Annotated in this window: 14 protein-coding genes; 6 read left to right on the top strand and 8 right to left on the bottom strand. The window is 54.6% G+C overall.

Annotated elements, in window-relative coordinates:
- Nucleotides 1-71: 71 nt before the first annotated feature.
- The 5 genes from pgpB (at nucleotide 72) to yciH (ending at nucleotide 3,715) form a co-directional block, all read left to right on the top strand.
- A complete protein-coding gene (gene pgpB, locus PGS10_RS20550; RefSeq protein ID WP_045393152.1) occupies nucleotides 72-830 on the top strand; it encodes a phosphatidylglycerophosphatase B in 759 nt (252 codons plus the stop codon).
- A gap of 142 nt (nucleotides 831-972) precedes the next feature.
- Nucleotides 973-1,281: a LapA family protein gene (locus PGS10_RS20545; protein WP_045374686.1), complete on the top strand. Its 309-nt coding sequence runs from the start codon at nucleotides 973-975 to the stop codon at nucleotides 1,279-1,281.
- 6 nt (nucleotides 1,282-1,287) lie between these two features.
- The gene (lapB, locus tag PGS10_RS20540) at nucleotides 1,288-2,457 is read left to right on the top strand and encodes a lipopolysaccharide assembly protein LapB (RefSeq protein ID WP_045374683.1); all 1,170 of its coding nucleotides are present in this window, start codon (nucleotides 1,288-1,290) and stop codon (nucleotides 2,455-2,457) included.
- Nucleotides 2,458-2,651: 194 nt separating this feature from the next.
- Nucleotides 2,652-3,389, top strand: coding sequence for an orotidine-5'-phosphate decarboxylase (gene pyrF / locus PGS10_RS20535; RefSeq protein ID WP_045393148.1), 738 nt, complete (start codon nucleotides 2,652-2,654; stop codon nucleotides 3,387-3,389).
- Nucleotides 3,389-3,715, top strand: a complete 327-nt coding sequence (gene yciH / locus PGS10_RS20530) for a stress response translation initiation inhibitor YciH (protein WP_015705734.1) — start codon at nucleotides 3,389-3,391, stop codon at nucleotides 3,713-3,715. The genes pyrF and yciH overlap by 1 nt, the downstream gene beginning before the upstream one ends.
- Before the next feature lie 113 nt (nucleotides 3,716-3,828).
- Here yciH and osmB read toward each other — a convergent pair whose 3' ends face one another.
- From osmB to PGS10_RS20495, 7 genes are all read right to left on the bottom strand, one after another.
- The gene (gene osmB / locus PGS10_RS20525; RefSeq protein ID WP_032688354.1) at nucleotides 3,829-4,047 is read right to left on the bottom strand and encodes an osmotically-inducible lipoprotein OsmB; all 219 of its coding nucleotides are present in this window, start codon (nucleotides 4,045-4,047) and stop codon (nucleotides 3,829-3,831) included.
- 267 nt (nucleotides 4,048-4,314) lie between these two features.
- Nucleotides 4,315-5,064, bottom strand: a complete 750-nt coding sequence (locus PGS10_RS20520; protein ID WP_316423406.1) for a DNA-binding transcriptional regulator YciT — start codon at nucleotides 5,062-5,064, stop codon at nucleotides 4,315-4,317.
- Between the two features lie 70 nt (nucleotides 5,065-5,134).
- A complete protein-coding gene (locus PGS10_RS20515) occupies nucleotides 5,135-5,317 on the bottom strand; it encodes a hypothetical protein (protein WP_045393142.1) in 183 nt (60 codons plus the stop codon).
- Between the two features lie 149 nt (nucleotides 5,318-5,466).
- On the bottom strand, nucleotides 5,467-7,401 hold the full coding sequence (locus PGS10_RS20510) for an exoribonuclease II (protein ID WP_063414231.1): 1,935 nt from the start codon (nucleotides 7,399-7,401) through the stop codon (nucleotides 5,467-5,469).
- 81 nt (nucleotides 7,402-7,482) lie between these two features.
- Nucleotides 7,483-8,643 (bottom strand): carboxymuconolactone decarboxylase family protein, encoded by a 1,161-nt coding sequence (locus PGS10_RS20505; RefSeq protein ID WP_047044995.1) that lies wholly within the window; start codon nucleotides 8,641-8,643, stop codon nucleotides 7,483-7,485.
- A gap of 193 nt (nucleotides 8,644-8,836) precedes the next feature.
- The gene (gene fabI, locus PGS10_RS20500) at nucleotides 8,837-9,625 is read right to left on the bottom strand and encodes an enoyl-ACP reductase FabI (protein WP_045393136.1); all 789 of its coding nucleotides are present in this window, start codon (nucleotides 9,623-9,625) and stop codon (nucleotides 8,837-8,839) included.
- Between the two features lie 242 nt (nucleotides 9,626-9,867).
- Nucleotides 9,868-10,410 carry a HutD/Ves family protein gene (locus PGS10_RS20495; RefSeq protein WP_063414235.1) on the bottom strand — a complete coding sequence of 181 codons (543 nt, stop codon included), beginning with the start codon at nucleotides 10,408-10,410 and terminating at the stop codon, nucleotides 9,868-9,870.
- 199 nt (nucleotides 10,411-10,609) lie between these two features.
- On the opposite strand from PGS10_RS20495, the gene PGS10_RS20490 reads away from it, so the two are divergent.
- Entirely contained in the window at nucleotides 10,610-12,040 is a 1,431-nt protein-coding gene (locus PGS10_RS20490; protein ID WP_063414237.1) for a purine-cytosine permease family protein, read from the top strand.
- 44 nt (nucleotides 12,041-12,084) lie between these two features.
- Here the strand turns inward: PGS10_RS20490 and sapF are convergent, their stop codons facing one another.
- Nucleotides 12,085-12,894 carry a peptide ABC transporter ATP-binding protein SapF gene (sapF, locus tag PGS10_RS20485; protein ID WP_015366242.1) on the bottom strand — a complete coding sequence of 270 codons (810 nt, stop codon included), beginning with the start codon at nucleotides 12,892-12,894 and terminating at the stop codon, nucleotides 12,085-12,087.

Genomic DNA, 12,894 nt, shown 5'->3' with positions numbered 1-12,894 from the left:
CGCCTGCGCGGAAAGCGCACAAACGATCTACTTTCCGTTATGATATTCAGAAGGAAAGAGAAGGAGATATGATGCTGTTGATTGCCAAAAGGACCGCCATCGGGGCGGCGCTATTGCTTGTTATGCCCGTTATAGTCTGGCTCTCCGGCTGGCAGTGGCAGCCGGGTCAAGCCCCGGCCATGTTGAAAATGTGGTACTGGGTGACTGAAACCGTCACCCAGCCGTGGGGAATAATTACTCATGTAGCGCTATTTGGCTGGTTTTTGTGGTGTTTACGGTTTCGTCTGCGCGAAGCGCTGGTGCTGTTTCTCATTCTCGGCGCCGCCATCCTGGCAGGTCAGGGGCTTAAATCCTGGATCAAAGAACGGGTGCAGGAACCACGGCCATTTGTGATTTGGTTAGAAAGAACCCAACAGGTACCGGTGGCGCAATTCTATGAGTTAAAACGTAAAGAACGCGCTAAACTGGTGCATGAGCAATTGGCTGAACAACAGACAATACCGGGATTCTTGCGTAAACACTGGCAAAAAGAGACCGGTTTTGCCTTTCCGTCCGGCCATACCATGTTTGCCGCCAGTTGGGCGTTGCTGGGGGTAGGACTGTTGTGGCCACGTCGGCGCTGGGTGACTATCGGCCTGCTGTTGGGGTGGGCTACTGCGGTCATGGGCAGCCGCCTGGCGTTAGGCATGCACTGGCCGCAGGATCTTATCGTGGCGACCAGCCTTTCCTGGCTGCTGGTTACCGCGGCGACCTGGCTCACGCAGCGTTTTTGCGGCCCGTTAACCCCGCCTGTCGAAGAGGCGACGGATATCAAAAAACGCGCAACCTGACGCCGTTTATGTTGAATTTCGCGACACCTGGCCGCATATCATGACGGGTGTCATGCTTTTCCATTTCACCACTGCGGTGAAAATGATACTTTATAGGGCTTGAACGCGTTTTACTCGCGCAACCCACAGAACGGGAAGTCATGTGAAATATTTACTTATTTTCTTACTGGTGTTAGCTATCTTCGTCATCTCTGTGACGCTGGGTGCGCAAAACGACCAACTGGTCACGTTCAACTATTTGCTCGCGCAGGGTGAATTCCGCATCTCCACGTTGCTGGCGGTGTTATTCGCTGCCGGGTTTGCGATTGGCTGGCTGATTTGCGGCCTGTTCTGGCTGCGGGTTCGTGTATCGCTGGCGCGCGCCGAACGTAAAATTAAACGCCTGGAGCAGCAGATCGCGCCAGTGACCGTAGCGCCTGCTGATGCCGGCGTCCCTGCGGTCAAGGAATAACCTTCTATGCTGGAGTTGTTGTTTCTGCTTCTTCCCGTTGCCGCTGCCTATGGATGGTATATGGGGCGCAGGAGCGCACAACAGTCCAAACAGGACGATGCTAGTCGCCTGTCGCGTGATTACGTGGCCGGGGTCAACTTCCTGCTGAGCAATCAGCAGGACAAAGCCGTAGATCTGTTCCTCGATATGTTAAAAGAGGATACCGGCACCGTTGAAGCCCACTTGACCCTTGGCAACCTGTTTCGTTCGCGTGGTGAAGTCGACCGCGCCATCCGCATTCACCAAAGCCTGATGGAGAGCGCCTCGCTCACCTACGATCAGCGCCTGCTTGCCGTCCAACAGCTGGGGCGAGATTACATGGCCGCCGGCCTGTACGATCGCGCGGAAGATATGTTCAAGCAGCTGGTGGATGAAACCGACTTCCGCCTGGGCGCGCTACAGCAACTGCTACAAATTTACCAGCTAACCAGCGATTGGCAGTCCGCGATTGAAGTCGCCGAAAGGCTGGTAAAATTGGGCAAAGAAAAACATCGCAGCGATATCGCCAACTTCTGGTGTGAGCTGGCGCTGCAGCAGATGGCCAGTAACGATCTCGATAAAGCAATGACGCTGCTGAAAAAAGGCGCGTCAGCGGACCGTAACAGCGCCCGCGTCTCGATTATGATGGGGCGCGTGTGGATGGAAAAAGGCGACTACGCGAAAGCGGTAGAAAGCCTGGAACGGGTGATTGGCCAGGATAAAGAACTGGTTGGTGAAACCCTGGAAATGCTGCAAACCTGTTATCAGCAGTTGGGTAAGCATGAGGAGTGGGAAGCGTTCCTGCGCCGCTGTGTCGAAGAGAACACCGGGGCGACCGCGGAGCTTATGCTGGCGCAAATTATCGAGCAGCAGGAAGGCGCCGAGGCTGCACAGAGCTATGTGACTCGCCAGTTGGAACGACACCCGACGATGCGCGTGTTCCATAAACTGATGGACTACCATCTTAATGAGGCGGAAGAAGGGCGCGCGAAGGCGAGCCTGGGGGTTCTGCGCAACATGGTTGGCGAGCAGGTGCGGAGCAAACCGCGTTACCGCTGCCAGAAGTGCGGTTTTACTTCCCACACCCTGTACTGGCACTGCCCGTCCTGCCGTTCGTGGGCGACTATCAAGCCGATTCGCGGCCTTGATGGCCAGTAACATCTAAAAAAAGCCTGTCTTTAGTTACAACATACTTATCTGTATTTTACCGTACCCGCTTCTGTTACCACGTGCCCGCTTTTGTCTGTAGCCGGGCAAAACCAGCCTGTCATTTTCCCTACTTCGCAGGTAGAATGCTGCCCGTTTACCTTTTTTGCGCCGTGCAGGCGCCCATCAACAATTAAGGTCCGGTCATGACGTCTACTGCTAGCTCTTCTCCTCGCGTTATCACATCTTCTCCCGTGGTTGTTGCGCTTGATTATGATAACCGCGATAAGGCGTTAGCCTTTGTTGATCGAATCGATCCGCGCGATTGCCGGTTGAAGGTAGGTAAGGAGATGTTCACGCTGCTGGGCCCGCAGTTTGTTCGCGACCTGCACCAGCGCGGCTTTGAAGTATTCCTCGACCTGAAGTTCCACGATATCCCGAACACCACCGCACGCGCGGTCGCCGCCGCCGCAGAGCTTGGCGTATGGATGGTAAACGTCCACGCTTCCGGCGGCGCGCGTATGATGACTGCCGCCCGCGAGGCGCTGCTGCCGTTTGGGAAAGAGGCGCCGTTACTGATAGCGGTCACCGTACTGACCAGCATGGAGGCCAGCGATTTACAGGATCTCGGTATTACGCTTTCTCCAGCCGATCATGCTGCTAAACTGGCGGCGCTAACCAAACGCTGTGGTCTCGACGGCGTCGTCTGCTCAGCGCAGGAAGCCGTCCGCTTTAAACAAGAGTTAGGACAAGAATTTAAGTTAGTTACCCCAGGGATCCGCCCCACAGGCAGTGATGCTGGCGACCAACGCCGGATTATGACTCCGGAACAGGCGCAGCAGGCAGGGGTTGATTATATGGTAATCGGCCGACCGGTTACCCAATCCGCCGATCCGGCTGCAACGCTTGCGGCTATCAACGCGTCGCTGAAATTGGAGGCGTAATGAGCGATTCTAACAGCCGCCTGGTTTACTCTACCGATAGCGGACGTATCGAAGAGCCGAAAGCGGCGCCGCAAAGAGCGAAGGGCGATGGTATTGTGCGCATTCAACGCCAGACCAGCGGGCGCAAAGGGAAGGGCGTTTGCCTGATTACCGGTATCGATCTCGATGATGACGCGCTGGCGAAGTTGGCCGCTGAGCTGAAAAAGAAATGCGGCTGCGGCGGTTCACTCAAGGACGGAGTGATTGAAATTCAGGGTGATAAACGCGACTTGCTGAAATCACTGCTGGAAGCCAAAGGGATGAAAGTGAAATTAGCGGGTGGCTAAGATAATTTCTGCGAAATAAACAACAAGGCCACGGTATTTACCGTGGCCTTAATTATTTGTAGATGCGTGAGTCAGTAACTACGAAATTATTATTAATTTAATACGCGGGGTGGTTATTTACCAACCTGGTGGCCAATGATGCCGCCAACCGCTGCGCCGCCCAGGGTGCCCAGGGTGCTGCCGTCAGTTAATACCGCGCCGCCCAGTGCGCCGGCGCCTGCGCCGATTGCGGTGTTACGGTCGCGTTTAGACCAGTTAGAGCAAGCGCTCAGGGACATTACTACAGTAACCGCCAGTACGGCCGCAGCCATTTTTTTGCTCATCGAAGTCATCATTTTATTCTCCTGAATAATCTATTCATGGATACAACTTCCTTTTAAGCATAGCAACTGACTATGACTTAAGGGTTATTCCATGAAACTTAAGTTGCGCAGGTGTTGCTCTAATCACGCAGGTGATAGTCACTTCCTGTTATATCGCTAATAATAATTCTACTTATTTTAAAATTTAACGTCAGGTAAAAAATCTTAATTGCAGGTCAGAATACTCTCAGACACAGAGGAGCTGCCAACGCCATTCCAGGGCGCTGGCGGAAGCGATCAGGCGGGGTTGACAATATCGAGGGTTAAACCGCTTGCGCAGAGCTGCTGGCGAATAGTTTCGCTCAGGTTATTGTCGGTGATGACGCGATTGAAACGGGCAATCGGGCCCAGTGGATAAGGATGCACGACGCTGAATTTCGAACTGTCGCTGAGCACAATAGCTTCGCTCTGTTTTTCCAGCACTGCGTTAACCACATCGGCGCGCATCATGTCGCGGCCGGTAAAACCAGTTTCACTCTGCCAGCCGTCAACGCCGATAAATGCCTTGCTGAAGTGCACCTGCTGGATGCATTGACGGGTTAACGGGCCAACCATGCTTTCACTGCGTTTCTGATAAATGCCGCCCAGCAGAATGACCTCACCCGGCGTTTCCTTGAGTAAATGCGCGATATAGCTGCTAACGGTGATGATCGTGATATCGCCGCGTTCCGCCAGCGTGCGGGCCAGCAGGGCGTTTGAACTGCCATTTTCGATGAACACCGTCTCTCCGCCTGCCACCAGCGACGCAGCGCGCGCGGCGAGTTCACGCTTAATGGCAAAGTTGGTCATCATGCGGGTTTCGACGTCTTCGCTATCAAGCGGTACGGCAAAGCCGTGGGTGCGGCGCAGATAGCTTTGCTTTTCCAGCGAATTCAGATCCTGGCGAATAGTGACTTCGGAGACACCGGTCATCCTGGCCAGATCGGCAACGCTCATGCGGCCTTTATCGATGACCATTTGTAAAATACTTTGTTGTCGGGCGTTCATAGCTACATCACAGTTAGAGGTCTATACGGCGCCCAGCAGGCCTTCGGGCGTGCTGGGGGACAGGAATGAATCAGATTTCCCACGGCGCTTTCGTTTGCCCTGAGTCCTTCTCTGGCTCGTCGTGAGACAACGCCTGCAGCTCGGCTTTGAGGATCTCCAGGTTATGGATAGCCGAGTGATAATCTCCGGCAACCAGAATATCCAGCACGGTATCGATACGTTGGGCGAGCAGGCGGGCATTCAGATCAGACATAGCATTATCCTGGTTACAAAAATGAATGAAATCAATGATGCAAAAAACGGCTGCAAAAGAGAAGCGAAAAAAACGCACATCCTTGCGCAGCTGGCGATATTCACTCAAAACGAGAAATGTATGGCCCCTGGGCAGGGGCCATAAAAGCGTTACGCCGCCGGACGGGCGATGACGCTGCGGGTTTCCATACGGACTTCAGCGATAGTCACGTCGATAACATCGGTGACTTTATAAACGACTTCACCTTTAATCTGTACGGTTCCGTTCTCCTGGCTGCAAACCAGTTCATCGCGTACCGCGTGCAGGAAAGGTGCCGGGATAAAGGCGACAGCGCCGTTATCAACCAGGCGTACGCGCATGCCGCCGCGGCTGACATCAATGATTTCTGCCGCATAACGGGTATCGGTTCCGGCTTTATCGTTGAGGAAGCGAGCGTACAGCCAATCTGCGACGTCGCGTTCCGCCATACGGTTCAGACGACGACGTTCCGCCATCTGCACGGTGACATCATCCTGCGGGCGGCCAATGGTCTCGCCTTTAATGATGGCCTTTAACAGACGGTGGTTGATCATATCGCCGTATTTACGGATTGGCGAAGTCCAGGTCGCGTAAGCTTCCAGCCCAAGGCCGAAGTGTGGGCCCGGCTCGGTGCTAATCTCAGCGAACGACTGGAAGCGGCGGATACGGCTATCAAGGAAACCTGAAGGCTGGGCATCCAGTTCGCGGCGCAGTTTACAGAAACCTTCGAGCGTCAGGACTTCCTGCGGATCAACGTGTACATCGTGCGTTTTTAGCAGCGCGGCCAGTTGCTCGGTGTTAGCCGGGTCGAAACCGGTATGCACGTTATATACGCCGAAGCCGAGGTTATCGCGCAGCACGCGTGCCGCGCAGATATTAGCGGCAATCATTGACTCTTCAACAATGCGGTTGGCGATGCGGCGAGGTTCGGCAACAATATCCAGTACTTCACCTTTCTCACCCAACACGAAGCGATAATCAGGGCGGTCTTTGAACACCAGGGCGTGGGTTTGACGCCATTCGCTGCGGCGTTGGCAGACTTCCTGCAGCAGTTTGATTTGCTGCGCGATAGCGTCATCGGCAGGTTCCCAGGCGCCGATATTTTCCAGCCAGTTGGAGACGTCGTCATAAGCCAGTTTGGCTTTTGATTCGATGGTCGCGGCGAAGAATTCGATATTATCTTCAATGGCGCCGTCGGCTGCCAGGGTCATGCGGCAGGCGAGCACCGGGCGCACTTCGTTGGCGCGCAGCGAGCACAAATCATCAGACAGTTCGCGCGGCAGCATCGGGATATTAAAGCCCGGCAGATAGTTGGTGAAGGCGCGGATTTTCGCCGCGTTGTCCAGTTTGCTGCCCTCGGCAATCCACGCCGTCGGATCGGCGATAGCGACGGTCAGCAGCAGTTTACCGTCGTCGGCGCGCTCTACATATAGCGCATCGTCCATATCTTCGGTGCTGGCGCTGTCGATGGTCACGAACTCAAGCGCCGTCAGATCGCGACGTTCCAGTCCTTCATCGAGCATCTCGGTAGCAACGCCATTCGGCGCTTCTTTTTCCAGGTTATGACGCGCCAGCGTCACCCACCATGGCACGAAATGATCGTCGCTAAAGGTGATGAACTGCGTTAATTCGGCATAAAATCCGCGGTCGCCTTTCAGCGGATGGCGACGCATTTCAGCCACCGCCCAGTCACCCTGTTTGAAGTCGTGTTCAACGCCACGCGCGGCGCGGCAAGGGATGGCGTCTTTCAGCAGCGGATGATCAGGAACAATAGACAGGCGATCGTCTTTTTTCTGCACTTTACCGACAAAACGGGTCAGGAAAGGCTCAACCAGCTCTTCCGGCTCGGCGCTTTCACGTTCTTTTTCCGTATGGACCACGGCGATAATACGATCGCCATGCATCACTTTTTTCATTTGCGGCGGCGGAATGAAGTAGCTTTTCTGCGAGTCGACTTCGAGGAAGCCAAAACCTTTTTCCGTACCTTTAACGACCCCTTCAACGCGCGGAGTCTGGGAATGCAATTGCTGTTTAAGCTGCGCTAGCAGCGGGTTGTCCTGAAACATAATTAGGTTTTTTCGTGGCTAAAAGAGCGGCTGACATTTTTACGCGAATATGCCTGCCTCAGCAAGCGCTGTTTCAGCATTTTACGTCGCTTGACGTACCTCGCCGAGGGCGATTTTAAGCCGGTTCAGCCAGCCGCAGAGGCCGCACCACGCCAGCAGATTGATAGCCTCAATGCGGGAAAGCCCATATTCAGTGAGGGGAGTTAGCTGTGCGGCGCTAAAACGGTCCGGCGCACGGGTCAATAGCTGCGCCGCCTGCAGGAAAACGTGTTCCAAAGAATGGCTTTGCGCCCAGCGCTGAATCGTTCGTTCATCGCCGCGCAATGCTTGCAACAATCCGTTATCAGCTGTCCAGCGCGCTGCCCAGGCGTTAAAACAGCTGACGCTACCGTTGATTCGCGCCGCCAGCAACGCCGCCATTGTGCTTAAGGGCTGCGCAGAGTTATCCAGTTCAGTTAGCAGTTGATGCAGCAGCGCTAACGCCCCTTCATCCGTTGCCAGAATAGGGGCGAGAGGCTGTAGGCCGGGATGACGGTGCCATGCGGCGAGCCTTGCTTGCCTATCGTCATTGGCGTAACGCAGGTCGGCATCATCGATATCCGCAGACCACTCTCCTGTCACGTCCGTGAAGCGTTCTGACGGGGCATCTTCCTGCTGCGGCATACCCGGAAGCCAGCGTACCGGTTGTCCGAGCGCGGCCTGAAAGGCAGCTACCGCGCGGGCCTGAAAGCCCACGAAACCAATAATCTGGTTAATTAACACAATATCGCGGCTGGTCAGTCCGACCTCATCAAGCTGGCGGCGGGAGACCTCGTTGATAACCGAAGGGGAACTGGCTAACTGGCGTGCGTACTGGGTAATCTGCGCCAGTCGGCGATTACTCTCTCGTGAGGAATCAGGGCCCGGCAACGGCGCCAGACGCGCGGCATAGTGGTTACATAAGCGCTGTACGCCGTAGACCTGAGCGACGGTCAGGGCGGTGCTGAGACGGTCGTAGGCGCTGAAGGTTTGTAATCGGGTTACCGTGACGCTGTCCGGGAAAAGCACCTTTGCCAATTGACGCGCGGGCGCCAGCCAGCCTTCATGGGGGTGGCTGACATCGGCTGCAAGCGACAGATCGAGCAAAAAACGGTCATCAACGTCAGCGGCTTCTGGCACCAGAGGAAGAACCTCGACCGGGCTGTTGGTTGACTGGGTCTCGTGATACCAGTGGTTTTTGCCATACACGCGGCGTTGCTCCATGGGCGTTCCTTGTTCGGTAGGTGGCGAACCGCCGTTTCGCGGTACCTCTATGCACAACTATCCTGGCGTAACCCTGAAGCAGGAGAAAATATTGATACGTACTAATAAATAGCGGATTGGAATAACAGAGGAAAAGCGTAGGTAGAGAGGGGGAGGAAAGATCCTCCTCACCGGGGTGAGGAGGATAAGGAACTTATTTCAGTTCCAGTTCGTTCATCGCAGCGATGTTAAAGCCGCCGTCAACGTGAACGACTTCGCCGGAGATACCCGCAGACAGGTTAGAGCACAGGAAAGCCGCGCTGTTGCCGACGTCTTCGATGGTGACGGTGCGACGGATCGGGGTGACCGCTTCGCAGTGCGCCAGCATTTTACGGAAATCTTTGATACCGGATGCCGCCAGGGTGCGGATCGGACCGGCGGAGATGGCGTTAACACGAATACCTTCCGGTCCCATCGCGTTCGCCATATAGCGGACGTTGGCTTCCAGAGACGCTTTCGCCAGACCCATAACGTTATAGTTCGGGATCGCGCGCTCAGCGCCCAGATAGGAGAGGGTCAGCAGCGCGGAGTTCGGGTTCAGCATCGCGCGGCAGGCTTTCGCCATCGCCACGAAGCTGTAGGCGCTGATGTCGTGGGCGATTTTGAAACCTTCGCGAGTTACGACATTGACATAGTCGCCATCTAACTGGTCAGCCGGCGCATAACCGATAGAGTGCACGAAACCATCAAATTTCGGCCATACTTTCTCAAGCTCAGTGAACAGCGCGGTGATGCTTTCGTCTTCAGCCACATCGCACGGCAGCACAATGTTGGAACCCAGCGCAGCAGCAAACTCTTCTACGCGGCCTTTCAGTTTTTCGTTCTGATAGGTGAATGCCAGTTCAGCCCCTTCACGGTGCATTGCTTGCGCAATACCGTAGGCGATGGACAGTTTACTGGCCACGCCAGTGATCAGAATGCGCTTACCGGAAAGAAAACCCATAGCTTTAATCCTTATCGTTATTGCTTATTTTTACTCTAACAATCAAAAGGTTAACGTTGTTATTTCAAAATAACTCAAATTTAGCCGGGAATTATATCCCACTGAAGACCCCTTGTGTCACGATTTTTTGTGTCGCCTGTCGCAAGGCAGCGCGTAATGATAAATGCGCTCGCTCCAGTATATCACCGGATAATCACTGTGTTTTAGCGACAGATCCCAACGCGTTGCCGAAATTTCTGCGGTTAACGGCGCACGATCGTGGTGAGTAAAAGCAGGGCGTCCGTCGTTAGCGGCGCGAGTTCGCCCGGCGCTTGTTGGCGCCAGAAAATACCCGATTGCGCTTCATATTGCCGTTCACCAAGTTGCCAGCGCCCCTGTAATACCCACGCGACGCCTTCGTCGCCGGGGGTCTGTACATCGTCCACGACGCGTACCTCGGCGGCGGCGCGACTGCGCTGGGTCATGATATTAAAGTCGAGACCGCGCTCGCGGATCCCTTCGCTACGCAGCGGCCACTCGCCGGCAAAAGCCCAGGGTTGCCACAACGCTAAAGGGTGATCGATAGCTTCGCCTTTCAGGCGGAGCGGTTGCCCGGTCAGCAGAGTAATGACCCGATCGACGCCGGGAAAGCAGGAAAACGGACCATCATTTTGCAGAGTGGCAATGCTGGCTCGCCATAAAAAAGGGGCATCAGGTGAAGGCACACAGACTATCTCACGGGTCTCACCTGCGCCATTTTTCCAGGGTGTGACGGGCAGAGTGGATAGTTGAACGGGAACGATCATGAGCGGTACACCTCGGTTAAGCGCTGCCTGCGCAGGCGTTAATCAACGTTATTGTTATGGTTTTGTTACTTTTTGCAATACAAAGAATTTACATATTCATCACAAAAATAGGATGCGTGCGGTGCGGGCAGTTGTCAATGCTTGTATATACATGATCGGTCAGATGGGGAGTGAATGAAATAATAATAGCGAGGTACCTATGTCTTCTTTTTCGTCTACAGACGGGCAATCAAAAAGTAATGAGGCAGGATTAAAGGAAACGCGGTCGATTGATTACATCCCCGAGCGCGAAAGGCATGGGCATCCCTTTAGCCAGTTTACCCTATGGTTTGGCGGCAACCTGCAAATTACCGCTATTGTCACCGGCGCTTTAGCCGTAGTGCTGGGTGGTGACGTGGTGTGGTCGCTGACAGGTCTTCTTCTTGGACAGGTGCTGGGGGCGGCGGTGATGTCGCTGCATGCGCTGCAGGGACCACGGCTGGGTTTGCCGCAGATGATAATAAGCCGCGCCCAGTTTGGCGTCTTTGGCGCGGTAGTGCCGTTGGTACTGGTCTGCATTATGTATGTCGGTTTCTCCGCGAGCGGTACCGTACTGGCGGGGCAGGCGATGGCAAAACTGTTGAGTATCAGCAATGTAGCTGGAATGCTGCTATTCAGTGCAATTATTATTGTTATTGCGGTGCTGGGTTATAAGGTGATTCATAAGCTGGGTAAACTGGCGAGCATTATCGGCATTCTGGCCTTCGTCTATATGTTCGTTACCCTGCTGATGTCGGCGGATCTCACGGCCCTGGCGCAAAATAACCATTTCTCCCTGCCGATGTTCCTGCTGGCGATGTCTCTATCCTCGTCGTGGCAAATCGCTTTCTGCCCGTATGTGTCCGACTATTCGCGCTACCTGCCACGCAATGTATCGGCAACGAAAACGTTCTGCTCGGTGTTTTTCGGAACCGTATTGGGAACCCAGACATCCATGACGCTGGGTGTGTTTACCGCCGCGATTGCCGGCAGCGCATTCCCCGGTCATGAAGTGAGTTATCTGGTGGGATTAGGTAAAAGCCAGGTGATGGCGATGGTTATCTATTTTGCTATCTGCTTTGGCAAAATCACCTTCACGACGCTCAACGCTTACGGCAGTTTTATGTCTCTGACTACCATTGTTTCCGGTTTTCGTCGTCAGACCGCGTTGTCGCAGCAATGCCGGGTTGCTTTCGTCGTCATGATGGTGGCGGCTTCATGTATTATCGCGCTGCTCAGCGAACCGGCTTTCTTAAAGCACTTTACCCATTTCCTGTTATTCCTGCTGGCCTTTTTCGTTCCCTGGAGCGCCATCAGCCTGACGGATTACTACATTATCTCTAAAGGCGCGGTCGATATTCCGGCGCTGAGCGATCCGCATCAACGCTATGGTTTCTGGAATTGGTATGCCATTACCATTTATATCATTGGCGTGCTGATTCAACTGCCGTTTATTGAGAACCCGCTGTTCCATGGTTCGCTGACGTGGATATTCGCCGGCAATGATGTGTCATGGATTATCGGCTGGGTAGGTACCGGATGGTTGTATTTTGCGCTGCGACGCTTCGACCGCCGTCCATTACCGGCGCAGAGCGTGTTCCCGCAGTCATAAACAGCAGGGGCGGCTATTGTGCCGCCCCTGAAGGAAGGTTAACGCTATTTGCCATCTTTTCGCCAGGCGTCGGCAGTCAGCGCCTCGCCGAAATGGCCGGCGATCAGCCGTTTGGTCAGTTCATGGAGCGGCGAGGCCAACACATCGGCGGTGCTTCCGCGTTCGACTACTTCGCCCTCATGCATCACCAGCACCTGATCGCTGATATGCTTCATCATCCCCAGATGCTGGGTCACGTAGATGTAGGATATTCCCTGTTTCTCCTGCAGCTCCAGCATCAGGTTGATTAGCTGCGAACGCATCGACATATCCAACGAGGCCAGCGCCTCATCGCAGATAATGACTTTCGGGCGCAGGATCAAGGCGCGAGCAAGCCCCAGGCGCTGCTTTTGCCCCGGCGCCAGCATATGCGGATAGTAGCTGACGTGGTCCGGCAGCAGTCCCACCATGCGCATGGTTTCGATAATCTGCTTTTCCCGGGCTTCCGGTTCGAGATCGGTATTGAGACGCAGCGGGAAATCGAGGATCTGCGAAATACGCTGACGCGGGTTGAGCGAGGTCGAGGGATCCTGAAAAATCATACGAATACGCTGGCTACGGAATGAGTAGTCGCCAAACTCCAGCGGATGGTCGTCAATCAACAGTTCGCCGGTGGTCGGCTCGACCATGCCGGCCAGCATTTTGGCCAGCGTGGATTTCCCGGAGCCGTTTTCACCAATAATTGCCAGCGTCTGCCGCTCGCGCAGGGTAAAGCTGAGCGGCTTCACCGCCTCTACCGTCTGGCGATGGAACCAGCCGGTGCGGTAGCGAAAGGTCTTACTCAGATTGCGAACTTCCAGCAATGTTTCGACCAT

The sequence above is a fragment of the Klebsiella sp. 141153 genome, from assembly GCF_032601995.1.
Classification (GTDB): Bacteria; Pseudomonadota; Gammaproteobacteria; order Enterobacterales; family Enterobacteriaceae; genus Klebsiella; species Klebsiella aerogenes.
Note: the sequence above shows the minus strand (reverse complement) of the source record. Positions and strands in the feature narration are given on the sequence as shown.

What these genes read in the sequence shown, in the direction of transcription:
- PGS10_RS20515 (WP_045393142.1), bottom strand. Translation starts at nt 5,317, where the DNA reads ATGTCTGATCTGAATGCCCGCCTGCTCGCCCAACGTATCGATACCGTG.
- pgpB (WP_045393152.1), top strand. Translation starts at nt 72, where the DNA reads ATGCTGTTGATTGCCAAAAGGACCGCCATCGGGGCGGCGCTATTGCTT.
- sapF (WP_015366242.1), bottom strand. Translation starts at nt 12,894, where the DNA reads ATGGTCGAAACATTGCTGGAAGTTCGCAATCTGAGTAAGACCTTTCGC.
- PGS10_RS20495 (WP_063414235.1), bottom strand. Translation starts at nt 10,410, where the DNA reads ATGATCGTTCCCGTTCAACTATCCACTCTGCCCGTCACACCCTGGAAA.
- osmB (WP_032688354.1), bottom strand. Translation starts at nt 4,047, where the DNA reads ATGACTTCGATGAGCAAAAAAATGGCTGCGGCCGTACTGGCGGTTACT.
- pyrF (WP_045393148.1), top strand. Translation starts at nt 2,652, where the DNA reads ATGACGTCTACTGCTAGCTCTTCTCCTCGCGTTATCACATCTTCTCCC.
- PGS10_RS20490 (WP_063414237.1), top strand. Translation starts at nt 10,610, where the DNA reads ATGTCTTCTTTTTCGTCTACAGACGGGCAATCAAAAAGTAATGAGGCA.
- yciH (WP_015705734.1), top strand. Translation starts at nt 3,389, where the DNA reads ATGAGCGATTCTAACAGCCGCCTGGTTTACTCTACCGATAGCGGACGT.
- lapB (WP_045374683.1), top strand. Translation starts at nt 1,288, where the DNA reads ATGCTGGAGTTGTTGTTTCTGCTTCTTCCCGTTGCCGCTGCCTATGGA.
- fabI (WP_045393136.1), bottom strand. Translation starts at nt 9,625, where the DNA reads ATGGGTTTTCTTTCCGGTAAGCGCATTCTGATCACTGGCGTGGCCAGT.
- PGS10_RS20520 (WP_316423406.1), bottom strand. Translation starts at nt 5,064, where the DNA reads ATGAACGCCCGACAACAAAGTATTTTACAAATGGTCATCGATAAAGGC.
- PGS10_RS20510 (WP_063414231.1), bottom strand. Translation starts at nt 7,401, where the DNA reads ATGTTTCAGGACAACCCGCTGCTAGCGCAGCTTAAACAGCAATTGCAT.
- PGS10_RS20505 (WP_047044995.1), bottom strand. Translation starts at nt 8,643, where the DNA reads ATGGAGCAACGCCGCGTGTATGGCAAAAACCACTGGTATCACGAGACC.